Origin of the sequence: Aliiroseovarius crassostreae (assembly GCF_025137635.1) — a bacterium.
Classification (GTDB): domain Bacteria; phylum Pseudomonadota; class Alphaproteobacteria; order Rhodobacterales; family Rhodobacteraceae; genus Aliiroseovarius; species Aliiroseovarius crassostreae.
Window position 1 is genome coordinate 1,870,174 of the sequence record NZ_CP080772.1, and the last position, 20,278, is coordinate 1,890,451.

Below are 20,278 nucleotides of genomic sequence, written 5' to 3' on the forward strand. Positions count from 1 at the left end.
AGTGAGCAATGGTGCTCGCCCTTCGTTTTCTTGATCTAAGGACATGAACAATGGCTGTCTTCGAACCCACCCTGTTGAACCACGCTGGTTCTTCCTTCGGGGGCCGTCTGTCCATCGCAGTTCAGCGTGCCGTTGCCGCTGTAACCGCTTGGAATGACGCGCGCTCGACCCGTATTGCGCTGTCGAAACTGACCGACCGCGAACTGGCGGATATCGGTCTGACCCGAGCGGATATCGACGCGATCTGAGCGTTGCGATCCCGATCATAAAACGTTTCGAGATCAGGTTGCGAAACAGCATGATCTCGAAACGCACGAAACGCCGAATTGGCATGGGCGTTTCGACTTATTATTGAGACCCAACAATAAGTCGAAACGCTTTAGTGGTTTCCAGGCGGCATCCTCTCTCTCCCAAAGATGCCCCACCACTCAAGAAAACCCGCAGCCTGCCTGCGGGTTTTTCTTTTCTCCGCTCCCCCCGTTGAAATGCGCCGCCATGCGGTCCATCTCAGGTTGAGGAAGAGGAGCGCCGTCATGTCTGCCATTCAAACCGCGAGCCTGCTGGTGCTCGCCCTGTATCTGCTGGCCTTTTTTGCAGGCTCGGCGCTGGCCGCCAGATCCGCGGGGCGGTCAATCTGGCTGTTTGGCAAGGCGCGCGGGCTGGATCGCCTTGCCGCAATCGGGTTTCGGGCAAGTTTTGGGCTCGCGCTGGTCGCACCTCCCCTTTATCTGATCGCGCCTGACGTGGCCAATATCGACCCGCTCTGGTGGCCCGGTCTTGGCGCGGCGGCCGTGCCCGGGCATCTGATCGCGGTGGGCGGGGCCATGCTGGCCTTTGCCGCTCAGATGGCGATGGGCGCCTCCTGGCGGGTCGGGGTGCTGTCCGAGGCAACCGGCGCGCTGGTCTCGGACGGGCTTTACACTTTTTCGCGCAACCCCACCTTTCTTGGTCAGGCGATGCTGTTGGCCGGGGTCGCCCTGGCGCTTCCGTCCTTTCCGGGGGGCCTTGCCGTGTTGCTGTTTGTCGGGTCCGCGCAGATCCAGATCCGCTCGGAAGAGGCAGCACTTCTGGCCCATCATGGCGATGCGTTCAAAGCCTTCCGCGCCCGCACCCCGCGCTGGGTTGGACGGGCCCGGAAGGGGGCTGGAACAGGTAAGACATCGGGGTAAGCCGGGCACAACAGAAAAACCCCGCCGAGTTCTCGGCGGGGCTTTGTGTCTTTGATCGGATTGTCCGAAACGCGTTCGGAAAATGCGGCGGTTATTCCTCCAGCGACAATGCCAAGAAACGCGGCTCGCCATTGCGGCGGACCAGCAGCAGCATGGATTTGCGTCCGGCGTCACGACCATCCTCGATCATGGCCTCGAACCCGCTCAGGCTGGTGACCTCGGTCTGTCCGGCCTCAGCGATCACATCGCCCCGGCGCAGACCTTTTTCAAAGGCTTCCGAGCTTTCATCCACATCAACCACGACAAGACCGGAGGCGCCGGGATTAAGGCCCAGCTCTTCACGAAGCGTGTCATTCAGTTCCGCCAGCGTCATGCCAAGCAGCGACTTTTCGGCGGGGCTTGTCTGTCCCGGTGTCTGGCTGCCGTCATTTGAGGCCACGGCCTCTTCCCGACGGCCAAGCGTCACCTTCAACGTTTCGGTCTGGCCACCACGTTTTACAACAACGCGCACTGCCTTGCCCACCGGCGCATCGCCCACGATCTTGACCAGTTCACGGGTGTTGGCCACATCAATCCCGTCAAACGACAAGATCACGTCGCCCGGCTGAATGCCTGCCTCTTTCGAGGGACCATCCGGCACGTCATTGACCAGCACGCCGTTGGTCGAGCTCAGGTCCAGCCCTTCCAACATATCCTCGGTGATGTCCTGAATGCGCACACCAAGCCAGCCACGACGGGTCTCGCCAAACTCCTGCAACTGGCCGATCACTTTCTCAACCACATTGGAGGACATGGAGAAGCCGATCCCGATCGAGCCGCCATTGGGGCTGAGGATCGCCGTATTCACGCCGACCACTTCCCCATCCATGCTAAACAGCGGTCCACCCGAGTTGCCCCGGTTGATCGCCGCGTCAGTCTGGATGTAATCGTCATAGACGCCGCCAAGGCCACGGTTGCGCGCCGAAATGATGCCGGCGGAGACAGAAAAGCCCTGCCCCAGCGGGTTGCCCACGGCCATCACCCAGTCACCCACACGCATCACGTCACTGTCACCGAATTTCACGAAATCCAGCGGTTCATCACTTTCGACCTTGAGCAGCGCAATGTCGGTGTTCGGATCGGTGCCGATCACCTTGGCGGGGAGCTCTTTTTCACCGCCAAAGAACTCGATCATGATCTCGTCCGCACCTTCGATGACATGGTTGTTGGTCACGATGAAACCGTCTTCGGAAATCACGAAGCCCGACCCCAGCGCCTGGCTGCGCCGCGGATGCGGGGCACCATTGCCCCCCGGTCCGTTGCGGTCACGGTCCCGATCGAGGAAATCACGGAAGAAATCCTCAAACGGGCTGCCTTCGGGCACCATTGGCTGCTGGCCGGCACGGCTTTCGATGATCGTAGAGGTGGTGATATTCACCACCGCCGGGCTGACCTGCTCGGCCAGATCCGCAAAGCTATCGGGCGCACCGCGCGCCTCGGTCCGAAGACCGGACACCAGCACAATCGCCGCGCTCATCACCAGTGCCACGAACATCATCATGCCCTGTGCGGGACGATGGCGTGTAATTGGAATTGCCTGCGCTCTCAAATCATCTCTCCTCGTTTTCAATCACTGATTGGGACCCTGCTTGCGCGCGATCCCTTTGGGGACAGTCTCTAGATAGGAACGAAAATGTGCAACGCAAACTTGCACAAGGAAATGACGGGCACGTTCACCTGCTTGTGATCCCCATGCACATTCACGCGATAGGCCGGATTTGGCTGACATTTCGCCGAAGTCTCAACCTGATATTAGGGTTTGCCCGCCAAAATTGCCCCAACAGACCGGTTGAGGCAATGATTTGAAGGTAGCGAACACAGCTTATCTTTCCTGCAACGGCACCTGCATACGCCTGTGCCGCCAGCTTCTGTTTGCCTTGATACTCAGCATTTTCCCACCGGCGGCATTGCTGGCTGCCGACGACCGGTGCGGTGTCCCCGATGAAGTCAATAAACTGATCGACACGGTCAGCAGATATGCGGCAAAAGATGCGGTGCTATCGTCATTGGAACAGCGCCAGCTTCGCCGCGAACTCAGCCATGCGCAATCCGTCATCTCCGCCCGAGAGGATGATCTGGGACTTGGCAGTTGGAAACCCGCATTTGACTGGATGGTCATCGCCACACAGGAAGCGTCCACTACGGGCCGGTTTTCGGACCCGGCAACGCTGCGCAGCCGTGTGGGTGTCCTGATCGCGGGGATGCGATTTTCCTGCAATGCCAGCGTGAGCGGTGGCAAGGGGGCTGCATTGGCAGGACAGGCGGACGGCACGATGAAAAACCGCCTGAAACGCTTTATGGAACGGGGTGTCTCTGACTTAACGGTTTTAGAACAATCGCTTGCGGGCCTTTTCCTTGTGACCTTCCTGGTGCCGATCATCATCGGGGCAATCTGGTTTGCCCATTGGATTATCCGCACCTATCGCACGGAGGATGAGCCCCTGCACCCCGTATCAGAACCAATATCCACGCCGCCCCCTGCCTCCCCAACCGGCCTATTCAACCAGCATGAATGTCGCATTCACGCCGCTGTAGAATTCGGTCTGGATGTTGTGGATGTCTCCATTGTTGCCCTGGATGAAATCGGTGCCCAGATTGAGCCTGTCAACTCAGGCGCATATGACCGGATCGTTGCCTTGCTTGCGGAAAGACGTGGCAATGGCCATTGTCAGATCATGGTCGGGCCACATCGTCTCGCCTTTCTGATACTGAACCATCACCACGGGCTGGCCGCCGGTTTTTTCTCTGATCCGCTGTCGCCAGAACTGCTCGAAACTCTGCTGAACGCCTCTGTCACGCCGCCCGTTTTCACACCAATGCCGACGGCATCATCCGCTGCGCCCAAATTGCCAGACGACCAACCGGAGGACTAATGCGAGTTGCTGCTTTTGAGATGGCGCTGAAACGGGACATGCGGCTGACCGCAGGCTGTGGCAACCTCTCTTGTTCCGATGTTCCGAGGGTGAACAGCCTGCCCGAAACTGTGGCGGTGTCATGAGCTCATCACGGCATTCAGGACGGCAGATACAGACGCAGCGCCGCACAACCGGTGCACCGGGACGTGGCTCGATAAGGGTCCCGCCCCAAACTCATCCCCCCTGAGACAACCACACCATCACCGCCCCAAGACCAACCGCGCCCAGCCCGATGGCCCGGCGCTGGTCACGGGTCAATGCATTGATTGCCTGGACCAACTCATCAAGACGCGAAGGGGCCAGTGCGAACACCAGCCCCTCAATCACGAGCACAAGCCCGAAGCCTAAGAGCACAAAGCTCACTTTCGACCCTCATCCGATTTCAGATAGTCGAAAAATTCGCTATCCGGCGAAATGACAAGCGAGGAGTTTTCACCGCTCAGCGAGGCTTCATAGGCCTGAAGCGAGCGCAGGAACGCATAGAATTCCTCATCCCGCCCTAGGGCGTCTGCCAGAATGGCATTGCGTCGGGCATCCGCCTCACCGCGAATAATCTGTGCGTTCTTACGAGCCTCAGACGTGGTTTCCACCACGGTCCGATCTGCCGTTGCGCGCAAACGCTGGGCGGCTTCATTACCACGGGCAATCTCGTCCGCGGCAAGACGCTGACGTTCCGCCCGCATCCGTTCAAACGTTGCCTCAAGGTTCTGCTTTGGCAGGTCGGCGCTTTTGATCCGCACGTCAATCACTTCGATCCCGAGGTCAACCGATTGGCTGCGGGCACGATCGCGGATCTGGTTCATCAGCACGACCCGGTCAGCCGACAGAACCACGCCAGATTTCACCTTCCCCAGAACGGCGCGCAGTTCAGCGTTCAGAATGCGTTCCAGACGAGAGGCAGCGCCGGCAATCCCACCGGCCCCAACGGAACGACGGAATTCCTTGGCGTCAATGATGCGCCAGCGGGCAAAGGCATCCACTTCCAGACGACGCCCATCTGCCGGCGTCACCTCAAGCTTGCGCGTATCAAGCGGCAGGATCCGGTCATCATATTTCACGATTTCATCGATCAGCGGCACTTTGAAATAAAGCCCCGGATCGCGCACCTCTTCCTTCACCTCACCAAAGCGAAGTTTCAGAACGGTTTCGCGCTCATCCACGATATAAATGGCCTGCAGCGCGGCCACGACAGCCACGACAACAACACCAATCAACATTTGTGTCTTGCGCATCAGTTCGACCCTCCGCTGGATTTGTTCAGCTCATTGAGCGGCAGATAGGGCACAACGCCCCCTTCCCCGCCAACCGGGGTGTCAATGATCACCTTGTTCACCGATCCCATGACCTTTTCGAGGGTTTCGAGGTAAAGGCGTTTGCGCGTCACATCCTGTGCCTTGGCATATTCCTCATACACGGCGATGAAACGGGCGGCTTCCCCTTCGGCCTCGTTCACGACTTTGGCACGATACCCTTCGGCCTCTTCCAAAAGCTGCGCGGCCTCACCACGTGCGGCTGCCACCACACGGTTGGCATAGGCGTCAGCCTGTTTCTGCAACGTGTCGCGGGTTTGCTCAGCGGCCTGAACTTCCCGGAAGCTGTCGATCACTTCGCGCGGCGGGTCAGCACGGTCGAAGTTCACGCGCACGATGTTCACCCCGGCCTCATAGCCATCCAGGGTCTGCTGGATCAGATCCTGCAGTTCCTGCTGAATGACCCCACGGTCCGAAGTCAGAATCGGCGCCAGCTGGGAGCGGGCGATAATCTCGCGCATGGCCGATTCCGACACGGCGCGAATGGTGTCTTCGGGGGCTGCGAGGTTGTAGACGAACGCCTCGATATCCGAAATATTCCAGACCACCTGGAAATCAATATCGACGATATTTTCATCCCCGGTCAGCATCAGGCCGGAATTGCCCTCGCCAATATTGATGATGTTTTCACGGGTCACCGGATAGATTTCCTTGGTCACCACCGGCCAGGGGGCAAAGTTCAGACCTTCCTGACCCACCCCGTAACGTGCACCAAACAGCTGTTCGACCGATTGTTCCGAGGTATCAACGCGATAGAAGCTGGCAAACACCCAGACACCGGCAGCGGCCAAAGCCCCCAGTATCAGCGTGCCGCGACCGATCCCCGGCCCACCAGTGCCAGATCCCGAACCACCACGGCGTCCATCAGAACGGCCGCCCATTAGAACACGCAGCTGCTCTTGCCCCTTCTTCATCAACTCGTCGATTTCGGGGATCGGTTGGTCCCCGGGGCGCTGGGGACGATTGCCCCCCTGATTGCCGCCCTGTTTGTCGCCACCCGAACCGCCGCGGTTTCCACCGCCGCCCCAGGGGCCGCCATTATCGCTGGCCATGTGGTTATTGTCCTTATCTGGTCAAAGCATCAGAGCAATAACTGGCCTTTCGGGAGCGATTTTTCAAGGGAAAGCCCCTCTCTTGCGCGGGATTTTCAGGCCTTCGGGGGGGATTTTCAAAAAAACCAGAAAACTAGTTTTCTAGTTTTCTAGTTTTCTAGTTTTCTAGTTTTCTAGTTTTCTAGTTTTCTATGAAAACAGTGCCCCTGTCCCGGAGCACAAGCCCTAAAGCGTTTCAACTCTCACTTGAAGCAGGGAAACGTCGAAACGCTGTAAATGAAACGCGCGCCCCCAAAAGCGCGCGTCCTCTTCTACTTTCAACGGCGAAACTCAGTCGCGCCGGTTGGGTGTTTTCATCAACACAATCTCTTCCGACATGGTCGGGTGCACCGCCACGGTACGGTCGAAATCTGCCTTGGTGGCCCCCATTTTCACCGCCACCGCTGCCAGCTGGATCATCTCGCCCGCACCCGGTCCGACGATATGAACCCCCAGCACTTTCTGGCTGGCCTGGCTGACCACCAGTTTGAACAGCACACGTTCGTCGGAGCCGATAAAGCTGGACTGCATTGGGCGGAACGCAGCCGTGTAGACGTCGATTTTTTCGGCGGCACGGGCCTCTTCCTCGCTCATGCCCACCGTGCCATATTCCGGCTGGGTAAACACGGCAGAGGCGACATTCTCGTGATCCGGGCTGGTCGGGTTGCCATTGAACACGGTTTCCACAAAAGCCATCGCCTCGCGGATGGCCACCGGCGTCAGGGTGATCCGGTTGGTCACATCCCCCACGGCGTAAATCGACGGGACCGAGGTCTGGCTGTATTGATCAACAACCACTTCCCCGCCACGACCCAGCTCAACCCCGGCCTCGGCAAGGCCCAGCCCGTCAGTATTGGGCACACGGCCGGTTGCGAACATCACCTGATCGAACATTTCTTCACGCCCATCGGTGCCCTTGACCCAGATGGCCCCGTCACGGCGCTCCATCCGTTCCACTTCCAGCCCCACATGCAGGTCCACCCCGCGCGCAGCGATATGTTCCGCCAGAAATCCGCGCACCTCGTCATCAAAGCCACGCAGGATCTGGGCACCGCGATACCATTGCGCCACATGCGCGCCGAGACCGTTGAAAATACACGCAAATTCCGTAGCGATATAGCCCCCGCCAACAATCAGGATGCGCTTTGGGAAAGTGTCGAGGTTGAAGACCTCGTTTGAGGTAATGCCAAGATCCTGTGCCCCGGGCGTATCAGGCAGGAAGGGGCGCCCGCCCGTGGCCACCAGGATATGCTTTGCGGTGAAGGTTTCCCCCGTGGACAGCGCCACCGTATGGGCATCCTTCACCACCGCGCGTGCGTTGAAGATGTCCGCGCCGGAATTGCCCAGGTTGCGCTGATAGATCCCCTCAAGGCGATCCAGTTCCGCATGCAACATCGGCTGAAACTGCCCCCAGTCAAACACACCTGCCGCATTGCCGCGCCAGCCATATTTCGCGGCCTCATCTGCCGCCGGGCCATAGTGAGAAGCAAACACCATCAGCTTTTTCGGCACGCAGCCGCGGATGACGCAGGTGCCGCCCATGCGGAACTCTTCCGCCAGCGCCACTTTCGCGCCGCCTTCTGCCGCCACCCGGCCCGCGCGCACGCCGCCGGACCCGCCACCGATGACAAACAGGTCATAGTCAAATTCGCTCGCAGTGGTGTTCATGGTCGTCCCTTCCGAAATCCAGTTGCCGAGAACCTAGGGGTAAGGTGGAAAGGTTTCCAGAGTGGGAACGTGCGATTTTTCAACAAGCGGTCACAAAGCCGCGATCAGCGCACGGGTCCGACAGTCCGGCGGGCGCGACATAAAGAGAGCCACCGCAGGCTGGAAAAGTTTAAACTTCGGCGTTTTTGCTGTTCGAAAGTTTAAACTTTCCCCTTGGGAAGGTCACAAATCTTTAAAGATAAGGTCACAAATCTTTAAAGATATTGTCTGTTTCGACAAACTCGATCCGGTCTTCCTCAAACGTGCCTTCATTGATGTCGATCACCTCAACCCGGCCATCGCCATGCCCCACGACAACCACGTCGCAGATGTCGATGAACAGGCCGTTCTCCACCACGCCGGGGATCTGGTTCAGCACCATCGACAATTTGCGCGGATCACCGATGCGTTTCAGATGCAGGTCAAGAATGTAATTGCCCTCATCCGAAAGAAAGGGCTGGTCCCCGTTCATGCGCAGCGTGGTGGTCTGGCCCAGCACATCCATGGAGATCAGCATTTCTTCGACCAGGTTTTTCGACGTCTGCCAGCCGAACGGAACCACTTCCAAAGGCAGGGGAAAGGCGCCAAGTTGCTCAACCGATTTTGACGGGTCGGCAATCACCACCATGCGGTCTGACGCGGTTGCGACAATCTTTTCAAGCAGATGCGCCCCGCCGCCCCCTTTGATCAAACAAAGATCCGCGTCAAATTCATCGGTGCCGTCAATGGTCAGGTCCAGCCATTTGACCTCATCCAGACCCGCCACCGGAATGCCCTGCGCCCGCGCAAGCTCTGCGGTGCGCACCGAGGTGGGAACACCGGTCACGCGCAGGCCTTCTTCGCGCACAAGCTCCCCAAGGCAGCGCACCATCCAGGCGGCGGTTGACCCCGTTCCAAGGCCTACGCGCATCCCGTCCTCGACAAATTCCACCGCACGTTTGGCGGCGACGAACTTGGCGGTATCGATGGGTGACAATTCGCCGGACATGGCGCCCCCTCCCTTTAAGACACTGTTTTGGCGGTTATAAATCAGATGTTGCCCCGTGGCGAGAGGGTCTGATCCGACCGCTGCAAAAGGGGCGCTGCCCCTCGGCTCTTCGAGCCTCACCCCGAGATATTTTCAGCAAGAAAAAGAGAGGCTTAGCGCGCCCATGCTGATTGCTGGACATTCTGAAAAGATTGCACCAGCATGGGGGCGGATACGGTCGTTCTGGAGTGCGGCAAACGGCATGGGCAGGTTTTTCTTTATCGCGTTGGGCTGGGGCGCCGTGGGCCTTGGCCTGTTGGGTATCGTGCTGCCGGTGGTGCCGACCACTCCCTTTCTGCTGGTGGCGGCGTTTGCCTTTGGGAAATCCAGCCCCCGGGCGCGCAAATGGCTGATTGAACACGCCCATTTTGGTCCGACCATTCGGGATTGGGAAGAGCGAGGCGCGATTTCCCGGCGCGCGAAACTTCTGGCAACCAGCATGATGGCATTGGTGATTGCGTTTTCGGTGTGGAAGGGATTGCCGCTTTGGGTTCTGACCCTGCAGGGGATTTTGATCGCGGCGGGCGCGGCTTTTGTGCTCACACGTCCTGACTAAGCACGAATATGTCGCTTTCCGCCCGTCATATGTTCTAAAATTTGCCATGCTGGGGTCTATTGCTTGTTGACCAAATGCGCGAGGGTCTCATGTTCCTGTCTGTCTTTGACATGTTCAAGGTTGGGGTTGGCCCCAGTTCGTCCCACACGATGGGACCGATGGTGGCCGGCGGCCGGTTTCTGGATCTGCTGCGTGAGCAGCCGTTTCAGGTGGCTGGGTTGCGGGCGTCCCTGCACGGGTCTTTGGCCTTTACCGGCGTGGGCCATGCCACGGACCGGGCAACCATTCTGGGCCTCGCTGGGTTTCTGCCCGACAGCTATGAACATGCGGCGGCAGAGGCCTGCCTGGACGCCATCAACGCCAGCAAGACGGTCAATCCGGAGGGGTTGGGGGCGCTGAAATTCGATCCTGCCACGGACCTGATCTTTGACTATGACCACCCGCTGCCCGGCCACGCCAACGGTATGGTGCTGATGGCCACGGATGCGCAGGGGGATGTTGTGGTTCGCGAGACCTATTACTCGATCGGTGGGGGGTTCGTGGTGACCGAAGCCGAACAGGCCGAAGAGCCGGTCCGCGACAAGGAAGATGCCAAAACCCATCCTTATCCTTTTGAAACCGCGGAACAAATGCTTGAGATGGCAGCCATGTCCGGCAAATCGATTGCCGAAATGAAGCGCGCCAACGAGCTGGAGCATATGGGGCCGGCATCGCTGGATGCGGGCATCACGCGCCTGTGGCAGGTGATGGAGGATTGCATCACCCGCGGACTGGATCGCGAGGGCATCCTGCCCGGTGGCCTGTCGGTGAAACGACGCGCGCGCGGCATTTACGAGGCCTTGCAGGCGGAGAAGGGGCTGAACCTGACCGCACCTCATACCATCAATGACTGGATGAGCGTCTATGCCATGGCGGTGAACGAAGAAAACGCCGCTGGCGGACAGGTGGTCACCGCCCCGACCAACGGGGCGGCGGGGGTATTGCCTGCAACCATCATGTACTGGCTCAACCATGTGCCGGGTGCAAGCCGCGACAAGATCGGCGAGTTCCTTTTGACCGCGTCGGCGATTGGCGGGATCGTCAAGCACAATGCCTCGATTTCAGGGGCAGAGGCGGGCTGCCAGGCGGAGGTCGGATCGGCCAGTGCCATGGCGGCGGCCGGGCTGTGCGCCGTGATGGGCGGCACGCCGATGCAGGTGGAAAACGCCGCCGAAATCGCGCTGGAACACCACCTTGGCCTGACCTGCGACCCGATCAAGGGGCTGGTTCAGGTGCCATGTATCGAACGCAATGGCGTGGGCGCGATCAAGGCGGTCTCGGCAGCATCGCTGGCACTGCGCGGGGATGGCACCCATCTTGTGCCGCTGGATGCCTGTGTGAAAACCATGTTCGAAACCGGGCAGGACATGATGGAGAAGTATAAAGAGACCTCTCTGGGCGGGCTTGCCGTGAATGTGCCGAACTGCTGATCCGTCATAGGGTGAATTGACTTCTGACCGGGGCGGCGTAGGGTCGCCCCATGTCCGGTTCCATCACATCCTCAACCTCTCATGACCGCCCCTTCCTTGGCATCCTGTTGATGCTGGGATTTTGCATGTTGGTGCCGTTGTCGGATGCCCAGGCCAAGGCGCTGGGAGGAGAGGTGGCGCTTTTGGCCCTGATCACCCTGCGATTTCTGTTTCCCCTTTTGCTTTACCCCTGGCTGAAGGCGCGCAATATCCCGTGCCTGCCGCCCAAGGGCACCCGGATCTGGATGCTGGCGCGCACGCTGGTTTTGCTGATCTCGATGGGGTTGATGTATCAGTCCCTGCGATTTCTGCCACTGGCGGATGCGGTGGCAATTGCCTTTGTGGCTCCGTTCATCATGCTGGCCCTTGGGGCGCTGGTGCTGGGCGAACAGGTTGGGCCACACCGGATTGGCGCCGCCCTGGTTGGTTTCATCGGCACGCTTCTGGTGATCCAGCCCAATTTCGTGGCGGTGGGGCTGGTGGCGCTCATGCCGCTTGGGGTCGCGCTTGGCTTTGCCATCTTCGCAATGATCACACGCAAGATTTCACGCGCAATGGATCCGCTGGCGATCCAGGTGGCCAATGGATCTCTCGGTGCTGTCATTTTGCTGCCGCTCTGGGGCATTTCCGGGGCAGACGCCCTGCCGCCGCTGCATCTTGCGCCAGATCTGGTCATGTTCGGAGTGATCGGGACCGCGTCGGCAATTTTGATGACCGCCAGCCTGAAATACGCCCCTTCTGCCACGCTGGCACCGATGCAATATCTGGAAATTCCCTTCGCCACGCTGATCGGCTGGCTTGCCTTTCACGACCTACCCAACGGGCTCGCCGCGCTGGGAATCGCCATTACCGTGGCAGCCGGGCTTTACGTGATTACGCGCGAGCACAGGCAGGCGCGGCGTCAGGCACAGTGTCAGGCGCGGCGCCCTGCCTGACAGTCTGGCTTAGCCGAGCAGGGCCTTGATGACCGCACCAAGATGGGCGCGCGGCAGGATCACCAACATGCCCGGCCGATCAAAGGACAGGGTCACGTGGCCCTCGGCCACCTCATTTGAGGTCCCGACCCGCCCCCAGGGGGACAGGGTCAGCCCGTCAACCGGCCAGCGCAACCCGGTGCAGTTCCCGGTCACTTCCGCCATCGGGAAAAGTGACAAACGCGTCCCCAATGGCAGCGCCAGCTTGATATTGTCCGCAAGGTGGAAACAAAGATCCTCCTCCCCCAGCAAGACACAGGGCGCGGTGCTGCGCACCAAGGCGTTGTAACAGGCAAGTTCATGATCCAGCCGTCCGCCCATGAACCCAACCCCCAGCACCAAGGGCGCCTGTCCCTGCTCAACCGCCCATTGCAACGCCTTGTCGAAATCCGTTCGGTTCTGGTCGGGGGTTTCCACAATACAGGCAGGGTCGAACACGGCACGAACCTCGGGGGTCAGGCTGTCCAGATCCCCGACCACCGCCTCTGGCATCAGATCCAGCGACACAGCGGTCCCGGCCGCACCATCCACCGCCACGAGGCGGGGGGCAAATTCAAGGCTCTCACGCAGAATCGAGTGGTTAACCCGCCCCCCTCCAAGCAGTGTTATTGACGCCAATTGTTGCAAAATATCCCCTTTCATGCGGTTATTGTTTCCAAATCGGCAAAAAAACACATTCCTGCCCAGAAAAAATACCGCGATTTTCCCGGTTTTGTTCATTTTCCCGAACCAGTGCATGGTAAACAGGTTCCTGCTGGATCGGGGGAGAAAGCGAGTTATTTATGGTGAGCAATAGCAAGATTCTCACTGTATCTTACGGCACATTTTCGTGCACGTTGGAGGGTTTTGACGAACCTTTCAACACGATGAAGTCAATTGCGGAGTATTTCCGTGATCTGGCGGCAGACGATCGCTACTTCGGCGCGGAACCACCCACGCCGGATGCAGAGATGCTGCATCGCATCGCTGAACGTGAGATTCAGAAACGGGTTGAAGCCCGCGTGGAAAAGGACGGTGTCGTCCTGCGTCAGGCCGATGCCGACGTGACCACCCAAACCGCCATTGGCGCAACCGCCGTGGAGGCGGGTCACCTGTTGACCGACGCGTCCACCGCTGCCGCTGAAAGCTCCGCTTCCGAACACGCCCCCACATCGCAGCCCGACATTGCTCAGGACGCGCCGACCCCGTCGGTGGCTGAGGATGAGGACATCGCCCAACCGGACGCTCCGGTTGCAGAAGCCCTGCAGACCGATGACGCACCGCTGAACACACCTGTTTCCGGCTCGATTGCTGACAAGCTCAGCCGCATTCGCGCGGTGGTCGATGAAAAGCGCGCCGAAGGAGCCGCAGCCTTTGTCGCCACCGATCAGTATGCCGAAGATCAGGAGCTGGATCGGGCCGACGTTTCCAATCTCTTTGTGGATGCCGACGAAATTGAAGACCTTCCGGACGCCGCCGGGACCGAGGTCGAAATGGACCCCGACACGGCCGCCGATACGGACACTGCTGCGCAGGATGCGGAAGGCGAGGACGCCCAGCCCCCTCAGGACCTGCGTTCTGAGGATGACGAAGCCCCCCTGCCGGACGCTCTGACCGCGGAAGAAGAAGAGAATCTGTCTCCGGCAGAGATCCGCAAGCTGCGTCGCTCTCGCCGCGCCCAGCGCGCCCAACGTCTGCGTGAACTTGCACGCGCAGAACTGGCCGCACAGGGTATGTCGCAAGACGAGGATGAGGACGACGAGCAACCGGTTTCTGAACTCCAGGAGCAGGGGCTTGAAGAGGACGCGCAGCCCCGTGAGGACGCGCAGGAAGAAAGCCTGCAGGACGAAGATCTGGAAGACGAGAACGACATTGCGGATGGCTCCTCGTCCATTTCATCCGTTCTTGCCACGGTCGCGAAACATGGGCGCAGCAATGTGACCCTCGACGACGAGGCAGCCGATCAGGACAACCAACCTTCCGCATCTGTTGCAGAAACTGCCGAGCCTGAAGCTCTCGATCAGGAGCGTGGACAGGGTGAGGATACGATTTCCGGGATCCTGTCGCGACTGAACAACGAGCCCAAGGCGGAAGAGGCCCCGGAAGAGGCAAGCGCAGAAATCACTGAGCCGGAAGTCACTGAGCCAGAAATCTCTGAGAGTGCAGAAACCGAGGCTGATCTTGCCGAACAGGATGACATCGCCCCGGAAGATATCGATCTGGACATCGCCGAAGAAGCGGCCACGGAGCGTGATGACCTGCACGCCGAGGAGACTGCCGAAGAGGACGCTGCCCAGGAAGAGGACACCTCCCCTCGCCCGGTCGCTCTGCGCAAACCCCGTGTGATTCGTGTGCGCCACGTGAAAGGCGGGCAGCTTTCGTCCCCCGAGGAAGACGCATCGCAGGACAATGAAAATGCAATGCTGACCCCGGAGGCTGAGGCTGAGCTGATGGCAGAGCTGGCTGAGGCGGAAGCCGAAGCTGTTGCCGCGCAGACAGACGAAACCTCTGCTCAGGCCCCGCAGATCGAAGACGCACCCGCCATCGAGGAGACCCCCGCCGGGGACACCACAATCGAGAGCGGGCAAACAGACAATTCTGCGGCGGATGCGACGCTTGAAGAGGCCATCGAAGACAAAACAGCTGAGGTCGCCACAGAAGAACGCGCTGAAACACCTGACCTGCCGAAGCTCACCGCATTTGATGATGGCGGCGTCAGCGACAGCGAAGACGCGCTGGACCGACTGCTGGCTGAGGCCGACACGCATATGGCCAGCACCGAGGTCAGTCGCCGCCGGTCTGCCATCGCACATCTCAAGGCAGCTGTTCAGGCCAAACGCGCAGATGACACACATGAGGATGCGTCGGGTAAAAATGGTGACGACAGCGTCGGCGCCTATCGCGATGACCTTGCCCGTGTTGTGCGTCCGCGTCGCCCCGGCATTTCCGGAGGGTCGTCGCGCCGGATGCCCCCCCTGGTTCTGGTGTCCGAACAACGCGTTGACGAAATGGAAACAATTGATGAGGCCCCAGCGGTTCCGGCCTCCAGCGATATCGTGCGCCCGCGCCGCGTTCTGCGTAACCCGCAGGCCGACCTCGCACAGGACGAGATCTCTGAAGACACGGCAACCGAACAGCTGGATGCCGGGTTTATCGACTATGTCGAACAAACCGGTGCCCATGAGCTGGGAGAGCTGCTGGAAGCTGCGGCCTGCCACACCGTGCTGCTGAACGGGTATGAAAGCTTTACCCGTCCCCGCGTGATGGGCATGGTGCGCCGCTATGTGGGCGAAGAGGAGTTTTCGCGTGAAGAAGGTCTGCGCGCCTTTGGCAAACTGCTGCGCGAAGGGCGGATCAAACGCCTGAAACGCGGCCAGTTCGCCCTGACCGAAAGCACTCGCTTCCGTCCCGGCAGCGGGTCAGACGGAGAGACCGACGGGCGCCAATCTGCGTGACCCGGCATCAAACAGAAAAAGGCCCCTGCATTGCAGGGGCCTTTTTTGTGGTGAGATTTTTAGAGCGATACCGGCATCTGCCGTTCCGCCATCAATCGTTCCGTTTGTCTTCGTCTTTCAGTGCATATTTCCCTGCCGGGTCGTGTGGGTAGTTGGCAGGATCCTCGTCCGGATCAGCCTTTCCCACCCCAAGGAACACTTTCTTGAACGGCAGCATCCAGAGGAAACCAAGACCGACATAAATGATCAGCTCCAGCCAGATCGGCGGGCGATTGAACAGCGACACAACCCAGATCGCCATGATGATATAGGCGGGCAAACCCAGCACAAGGATGAGCAGGGACAGACGCTTGCGGGTTTTGTAACTCAGGGCCATCGGCGTTTCCTTCGTTTGAAAAAGGCGGGCAACGGTTTCCCGCACCCGCCTTCAATTCACGGCTTCAACCGGCGGATCAATCCGCGAACGGATCGGTCACCAGGATCGTATCATCCCGTTCCGGGCTGGTCGACAAAAGCGCCACCGGGCAGTCGATCAGCTCTTCCACGCGTTTAACGTATTTGATCGCGTTGGCGGGCAGGTCATTCCAGCTGCGCGCCCCTTCGGTCGATTCGCTCCAACCCGGCATCTCTTCATAGATCGGGGTGCAGCGGGCCTGTTGGTCGGCAGCAGTGGGCAGGTAATCCAGACGCTCGCCGTCCAGTTCATAGCCCACGCAGATTTTCAGCGTTTCGAACCCGTCCAGAACGTCAAGCTTGGTCAACGAGATGCCGGACACGCCGGAGGTGGCGCAGGTCTGGCGCACCAGGGCCGCGTCAAACCAGCCGCAACGACGCTGACGTCCAGTGGTGGTGCCAAATTCGTGGCCACGGGTGCCAAGGCGTTCACCATCTGCATCCGGGGTGCCGTCTGCGTTCAGAAGTTCGGTCGGGAACGGGCCTTCGCCCACGCGAGTGGTATAGGCTTTTACGATCCCCAACACATAGTCAATCGAACCGGGACCAATGCCCACGCCGGTGGCGGCCTGACCGGCAATCACGTTGGACGAAGTCACGAACGGATAGGTGCCGAAGTCGATATCCAGAAGCGCACCCTGGGCGCCTTCGAACAGGATCCGTTTGCCCGATTTGCGCTTTTCATTAAGCACCTTCCAGACGGGAGCTGCAAAATGCAGAATTTTCGGTGCAACTTCTTTGAGTTGCGCGATCAGAGCGTCCCGGTCGATGGGTTCAACGCCCAGACCTTTGCGCAGCGGATCATGGTGCTGCAGGGCGCGGTCCACACGGGCCTCAAGCGTGGCATCATCGGCCAGGTCGGCCACTCGGATCGCACGACGCCCGACCTTGTCTTCATAACACGGACCAATGCCGCGGCCGGTGGTGCCGATTTTGGTGCCTTTGGACGCGGCCTCTTCGCGGGCGCGATCCAATTCACCGTGGAAGGGCAGGATCAGCGGGGTGTTTTCCGCAATCATCAGCGTCTCGGGCGAGATATCCACGCCCTGTGCCGTTACCGTTTCAATTTCTTTCAGAAGGTTCCAGGGATCCAGCACAACACCGTTGCCGATCACGCTGAGCTTGCCCCCGCGCACAACCCCAGAGGGCAGCGCATGCAGCTTGTAAACCTTGCCGTCGATCACAAGAGTGTGGCCCGCATTGTGCCCGCCCTGAAACCGGCAGATCACATCTGCGCGTTCGCTGAGCCAGTCAACGATTTTGCCTTTACCTTCGTCACCCCACTGGGCGCCTACGACGACAACATTTGCCATGGTCTGTTCCTATCTCAAAGAAAACCCGGCCCGTCATAGCGGCTGGCGCGCGCTGGGGAAACACCTAATTCGCCGCAGATGCAAAAAGGCGGGAGTGAGGCGCAATACCAGAATACTAGTTTTCTAGTTTTCTAGTTTTCTAGTTTTCTAGTTTTCTAGTTTTCTAGTTTTCTAGTTTTCTAGTTTTCTAGTTTTCTAGTTTTCGTCGAACACCCCAGTTGGCCGCCCCGCAAGAAAAATTTCATATTCAGGCAGAAACGGGGCTTTTTCCTTATGAAGGCAGAACGCCCCGAAACGCGGGTTGCGCTGCAGCGCCCTTTCGCCTAAATACCCGCGAAGACCGTCGTAACCGAATATTGGACCCCCTTATGGAAAATGTCGTCCTCGTCATTCATCTGATTCTGGCACTGTCACTGATCGGTGTTGTGCTTCTTCAGCGTTCTGAGGGCGGTGGTCTTGGAATCGGTGGCGGGGGGGGCGGCCTGATGTCCGCCCGCGGAGCGGCAACAGCCCTTGCAAAAGTGACTTGGGGTCTGGCAATTGCCTTCCTGATCACCTCGATCTCCCTGACGGTCATCGCTGCGAAAAACGCAGCAGACAGCTCGGTCACAGATGCGCTTGGCCTGCCCACGGCAACGGAAGAGGCCCCGGCAACTCCGGCGCTTCCGGATGTGGAAAGCTTGCTGCCGCCGGTATCGACCGACGAAAGCCTGACGCCTCCACGCGCCGAGTAATTTACTACAGATTGTGAAAGGGCGGTTTTTCCGCCCTTTATCTTGCGGTTCGGTTGCGCGGGTGCCCGGAATCGTGTAAGTCTTAAATCCCGTGGAACGCGGATTCGCAGGGGCCCGTCACCGACAGGTTTTTGCGTATTCCAAAAGAATTGACCGGGCCCCTCAGCAAAGCGCCAGAGGCCCATTTTCACGGGGGCAGCCAAGCTTATGGCACGTTACATCTTCATCACCGGTGGTGTTGTTTCCTCTCTTGGCAAAGGGCTGACCTCGGCCGCTTTGGGGGCACTGTTGCAGGCCCGTGGCTATTCGGTTCGCCTGCGCAAACTGGACCCTTACCTGAATGTCGACCCTGGCACGATGAGCCCGTTCGAACATGGCGAGGTGTTTGTGACCGACGATGGGGCTGAGACCGATCTTGATCTGGGCCATTACGAACGCTTCACCGGCGTGGCCGCGCGCAACACTGATTCTGTCTCATCCGGCCGGATCTACACCAATGTGCTGGAGAAAGAGCGGCGCGGGGACTATCTGGGCAAAACCATTCAGGTGATCCCGCATGTCACCAATGAAATCAAAGACTTCATTGCCATTGGCGATGACGAGGTTGATTTCATGCTGTGCGAAATCGGTGGCACGGTGGGCGATATCGAAGCCCTGCCCTTTTTCGAAGCTATCCGCCAGTTCAGCCAGGAACGCCCGCGTGGGCAATGTATCTTCATGCACCTGACCCTGCTGCCCTATCTGGCCGCCTCGGGAGAACTGAAAACCAAACCGACCCAGCACAGCGTGAAAGAGCTGCGCTCGATCGGTATTGCCCCTGATGTGCTGGTCTGCCGCTCGGAACACCCGATCCCGGACAAGGAACGCGCCAAAATCGGCCTGTTCTGTAACGTGCGTCAGGAAGCCGTGATCCCCGCCTATGACCTGAAATCGATCTACGAAGCGCCAATGGCCTATCACAAGGTTGGCCTCGATCAAGCCGTTCTGGACGCCTTCCAGATCGCGCCGGCCCCGAAACCTGACCTGCGTCGCTGGGAAGATGTGGAAGACCGCATTCACAATGCCGAGGGCGAGGTGAAAGTGGCCGTTGTGGGCAAATATACCCAGCTCGAAGATGCGTATAAGTCGATCAAAGAGGCGCTGACCCACGGCGGCATGGCCAACCGCACCAAGGTGAAACTGGAATGGGTCGATGCCGAGCTTTTCGACAAGGGCGACCCTGCCCCGCATCTGGAAGGGTTCCACGCAATCCTCGTGCCCGGCGGGTTTGGCGAACGCGGCACCGAAGGCAAAATCAAGGCCGCGCAATTCGCCCGGGAACGCAAGATCCCCTATCTGGGCATCTGTCTGGGCATGCAGATGGCCGTGGTCGAGGCCGCGCGCAACGTGGCCGGCATCGCTGATGCAGGATCGGAAGAATTTGACCTCGAGGCGGGGCAGACCCGCTTCACCCCCGTCATCTACCACCTGAAGGAATGGGTGCAGGGCAATTACAAGGTCAAGCGCAAGCTAGGCGACGACAAGGGCGGCACCATGCGCCTTGGGGCCTATTCCGCCACGCTGAGCGAAGGATCAAACGTCGCGCGCATCTACGGCGCAACCGAACTGGAAGAGCGCCACCGCCATCGCTACGAGGTGGATGCGCAATACCGGGATCAGCTTGAAGCCTGCGGTCTGCAATTCTCGGGCATGTCGCCCGATGGCCGCCTGCCCGAAATCGTTGAGTGGAAAGATCATCCCTGGTTTATCGGTGTGCAGTTCCACCCGGAACTGAAATCGAAACCCTTCGACCCGGCCCCCTTGTTCGCCGATTTCATCCGCGCGGCAAAAGAGGTGGAACGTCTGGTCTGACCCAGCCAACCCTGACATCAAAGGCGCGTCGCACAGCTGCGGCGCGCCTTTTTTGTTGTCCTGTTCTCGGCGCCCCCTCCGGCATGAAAACGCTCTGGGGGACTGCCGGGGCACATGTGGATCCAAAAACGCCACAGCTTAGATGTCTCTTGCCGCGTTTCGGTTTTGCCCTGTGTCAGGTTAAAACCGAAACGCTT

Annotated in this window: 18 protein-coding genes; 9 read left to right on the forward strand and 9 right to left on the reverse strand. The window is 59.4% G+C overall.

Annotated elements, in window-relative coordinates:
- The first annotated feature begins 50 nt into the window (after positions 1-50).
- Positions 51-248, forward strand: coding sequence for a DUF1127 domain-containing protein (locus K3J57_RS08885; RefSeq protein WP_173486561.1), 198 nt, complete (start codon positions 51-53; stop codon positions 246-248).
- A 285-nt stretch (positions 249-533) separates the two neighbouring features.
- Complete coding sequence (locus K3J57_RS08890) at positions 534-1,169, forward strand: methyltransferase family protein (protein WP_259795450.1); 636 nt, start codon at positions 534-536, stop codon at positions 1,167-1,169.
- Between the two features lie 91 nt (positions 1,170-1,260).
- Here the strand turns inward: K3J57_RS08890 and K3J57_RS08895 are convergent, their stop codons facing one another.
- Positions 1,261-2,703, reverse strand: coding sequence for a Do family serine endopeptidase (locus K3J57_RS08895; RefSeq protein WP_259797756.1), 1,443 nt, complete (start codon positions 2,701-2,703; stop codon positions 1,261-1,263).
- Positions 2,704-3,085: 382 nt separating this feature from the next.
- On the opposite strand from K3J57_RS08895, the gene K3J57_RS08900 reads away from it, so the two are divergent.
- Complete coding sequence (locus K3J57_RS08900) at positions 3,086-4,081, forward strand: hypothetical protein (RefSeq protein WP_259795451.1); 996 nt, start codon at positions 3,086-3,088, stop codon at positions 4,079-4,081.
- Positions 4,082-4,297: 216 nt separating this feature from the next.
- Here the strand turns inward: K3J57_RS08900 and K3J57_RS08905 are convergent, their stop codons facing one another.
- The 5 genes from K3J57_RS08905 to rpiA form a co-directional block, all read right to left on the reverse strand.
- Positions 4,298-4,486 (reverse strand): DUF2065 domain-containing protein, encoded by a 189-nt coding sequence (locus K3J57_RS08905; protein ID WP_055189436.1) that lies wholly within the window; start codon positions 4,484-4,486, stop codon positions 4,298-4,300.
- A complete protein-coding gene (gene hflC, locus K3J57_RS08910; RefSeq protein WP_375542838.1) occupies positions 4,483-5,340 on the reverse strand; it encodes a protease modulator HflC in 858 nt (285 codons plus the stop codon). Before hflC ends, K3J57_RS08905 begins: the two co-directional genes overlap by 4 nt.
- Before the next feature lie 14 nt (positions 5,341-5,354).
- Positions 5,355-6,485 carry an FtsH protease activity modulator HflK gene (hflK, locus tag K3J57_RS08915; RefSeq protein ID WP_259795453.1) on the reverse strand — a complete coding sequence of 377 codons (1,131 nt, stop codon included), beginning with the start codon at positions 6,483-6,485 and terminating at the stop codon, positions 5,355-5,357.
- Between the two features lie 330 nt (positions 6,486-6,815).
- Positions 6,816-8,192 carry a glutathione-disulfide reductase gene (gene gor / locus K3J57_RS08920; protein ID WP_259790858.1) on the reverse strand — a complete coding sequence of 459 codons (1,377 nt, stop codon included), beginning with the start codon at positions 8,190-8,192 and terminating at the stop codon, positions 6,816-6,818.
- A 244-nt stretch (positions 8,193-8,436) separates the two neighbouring features.
- Entirely contained in the window at positions 8,437-9,219 is a 783-nt protein-coding gene (gene rpiA / locus K3J57_RS08925) for a ribose-5-phosphate isomerase RpiA (protein WP_173486568.1), read from the reverse strand.
- 163 nt (positions 9,220-9,382) lie between these two features.
- Between rpiA and K3J57_RS08930 the strand changes: the two genes are divergently transcribed.
- From K3J57_RS08930 to K3J57_RS08940, 3 genes are all read left to right on the forward strand, one after another.
- Positions 9,383-9,814, forward strand: coding sequence for a YbaN family protein (locus K3J57_RS08930; RefSeq protein WP_254449712.1), 432 nt, complete (start codon positions 9,383-9,385; stop codon positions 9,812-9,814).
- An 89-nt stretch (positions 9,815-9,903) separates the two neighbouring features.
- A complete protein-coding gene (locus K3J57_RS08935; RefSeq protein ID WP_259777449.1) occupies positions 9,904-11,283 on the forward strand; it encodes an L-serine ammonia-lyase in 1,380 nt (459 codons plus the stop codon).
- 50 nt (positions 11,284-11,333) lie between these two features.
- Positions 11,334-12,257 carry a DMT family transporter gene (locus K3J57_RS08940; RefSeq protein WP_259795457.1) on the forward strand — a complete coding sequence of 308 codons (924 nt, stop codon included), beginning with the start codon at positions 11,334-11,336 and terminating at the stop codon, positions 12,255-12,257.
- Between the two features lie 9 nt (positions 12,258-12,266).
- On the opposite strand, the gene K3J57_RS08945 is transcribed toward K3J57_RS08940, so the two are convergent.
- The gene (locus K3J57_RS08945; RefSeq protein ID WP_259783744.1) at positions 12,267-12,938 is read right to left on the reverse strand and encodes a thiamine diphosphokinase; all 672 of its coding nucleotides are present in this window, start codon (positions 12,936-12,938) and stop codon (positions 12,267-12,269) included.
- 224 nt (positions 12,939-13,162) lie between these two features.
- Between K3J57_RS08945 and K3J57_RS08950 the strand changes: the two genes are divergently transcribed.
- On the forward strand, positions 13,163-15,730 hold the full coding sequence (locus tag K3J57_RS08950; RefSeq protein WP_259795459.1) for a hypothetical protein: 2,568 nt from the start codon (positions 13,163-13,165) through the stop codon (positions 15,728-15,730).
- A gap of 91 nt (positions 15,731-15,821) precedes the next feature.
- Here the strand turns inward: K3J57_RS08950 and K3J57_RS08955 are convergent, their stop codons facing one another.
- Both K3J57_RS08955 and K3J57_RS08960 read right to left on the reverse strand, forming a co-directional pair.
- On the reverse strand, positions 15,822-16,106 hold the full coding sequence (locus tag K3J57_RS08955; RefSeq protein WP_259783757.1) for a DUF2842 domain-containing protein: 285 nt from the start codon (positions 16,104-16,106) through the stop codon (positions 15,822-15,824).
- 76 nt (positions 16,107-16,182) lie between these two features.
- Positions 16,183-17,496, reverse strand: coding sequence for an adenylosuccinate synthase (locus tag K3J57_RS08960; RefSeq protein WP_259795462.1), 1,314 nt, complete (start codon positions 17,494-17,496; stop codon positions 16,183-16,185).
- Positions 17,497-17,864: 368 nt separating this feature from the next.
- Here K3J57_RS08960 and secG point away from each other — a divergent pair, with 368 nt between their 5' ends.
- Together secG and pyrG are read left to right on the forward strand one after the other, a co-directional pair.
- A complete protein-coding gene (gene secG / locus K3J57_RS08965; RefSeq protein ID WP_259774220.1) occupies positions 17,865-18,230 on the forward strand; it encodes a preprotein translocase subunit SecG in 366 nt (121 codons plus the stop codon).
- 207 nt (positions 18,231-18,437) lie between these two features.
- Positions 18,438-20,081, forward strand: coding sequence for a CTP synthase (pyrG, locus tag K3J57_RS08970; RefSeq protein ID WP_259795464.1), 1,644 nt, complete (start codon positions 18,438-18,440; stop codon positions 20,079-20,081).
- Positions 20,082-20,278 lie beyond the last annotated feature (197 nt).

Excerpts from the sequence above, each read along its gene's own strand:
- K3J57_RS08960 (WP_259795462.1), bottom strand. The coding sequence starts at position 17,496 with ATGGCAAATGTTGTCGTCGTAGGCGCCCAGTGGGGTGACGAAGGTAAA.
- hflK (WP_259795453.1), bottom strand. The coding sequence starts at position 6,485 with ATGGCCAGCGATAATGGCGGCCCCTGGGGCGGCGGTGGAAACCGCGGC.
- K3J57_RS08895 (WP_259797756.1), bottom strand. The coding sequence starts at position 2,703 with ATGTTCGTGGCACTGGTGATGAGCGCGGCGATTGTGCTGGTGTCCGGT.
- secG (WP_259774220.1), top strand. The coding sequence starts at position 17,865 with ATGGAAAATGTCGTCCTCGTCATTCATCTGATTCTGGCACTGTCACTG.
- K3J57_RS08955 (WP_259783757.1), bottom strand. The coding sequence starts at position 16,106 with ATGGCCCTGAGTTACAAAACCCGCAAGCGTCTGTCCCTGCTCATCCTT.
- K3J57_RS08890 (WP_259795450.1), top strand. The coding sequence starts at position 534 with ATGTCTGCCATTCAAACCGCGAGCCTGCTGGTGCTCGCCCTGTATCTG.
- K3J57_RS08945 (WP_259783744.1), bottom strand. The coding sequence starts at position 12,938 with ATGAAAGGGGATATTTTGCAACAATTGGCGTCAATAACACTGCTTGGA.
- pyrG (WP_259795464.1), top strand. The coding sequence starts at position 18,438 with ATGGCACGTTACATCTTCATCACCGGTGGTGTTGTTTCCTCTCTTGGC.
- gor (WP_259790858.1), bottom strand. The coding sequence starts at position 8,192 with ATGAACACCACTGCGAGCGAATTTGACTATGACCTGTTTGTCATCGGT.
- K3J57_RS08940 (WP_259795457.1), top strand. The coding sequence starts at position 11,334 with ATGTCCGGTTCCATCACATCCTCAACCTCTCATGACCGCCCCTTCCTT.
- K3J57_RS08885 (WP_173486561.1), top strand. The coding sequence starts at position 51 with ATGGCTGTCTTCGAACCCACCCTGTTGAACCACGCTGGTTCTTCCTTC.
- K3J57_RS08935 (WP_259777449.1), top strand. The coding sequence starts at position 9,904 with ATGTTCCTGTCTGTCTTTGACATGTTCAAGGTTGGGGTTGGCCCCAGT.
- hflC (WP_375542838.1), bottom strand. The coding sequence starts at position 5,340 with ATGTTGATTGGTGTTGTTGTCGTGGCTGTCGTGGCCGCGCTGCAGGCC.
- K3J57_RS08930 (WP_254449712.1), top strand. The coding sequence starts at position 9,383 with ATGCTGATTGCTGGACATTCTGAAAAGATTGCACCAGCATGGGGGCGG.
- K3J57_RS08950 (WP_259795459.1), top strand. The coding sequence starts at position 13,163 with ATGAAGTCAATTGCGGAGTATTTCCGTGATCTGGCGGCAGACGATCGC.
- rpiA (WP_173486568.1), bottom strand. The coding sequence starts at position 9,219 with ATGTCCGGCGAATTGTCACCCATCGATACCGCCAAGTTCGTCGCCGCC.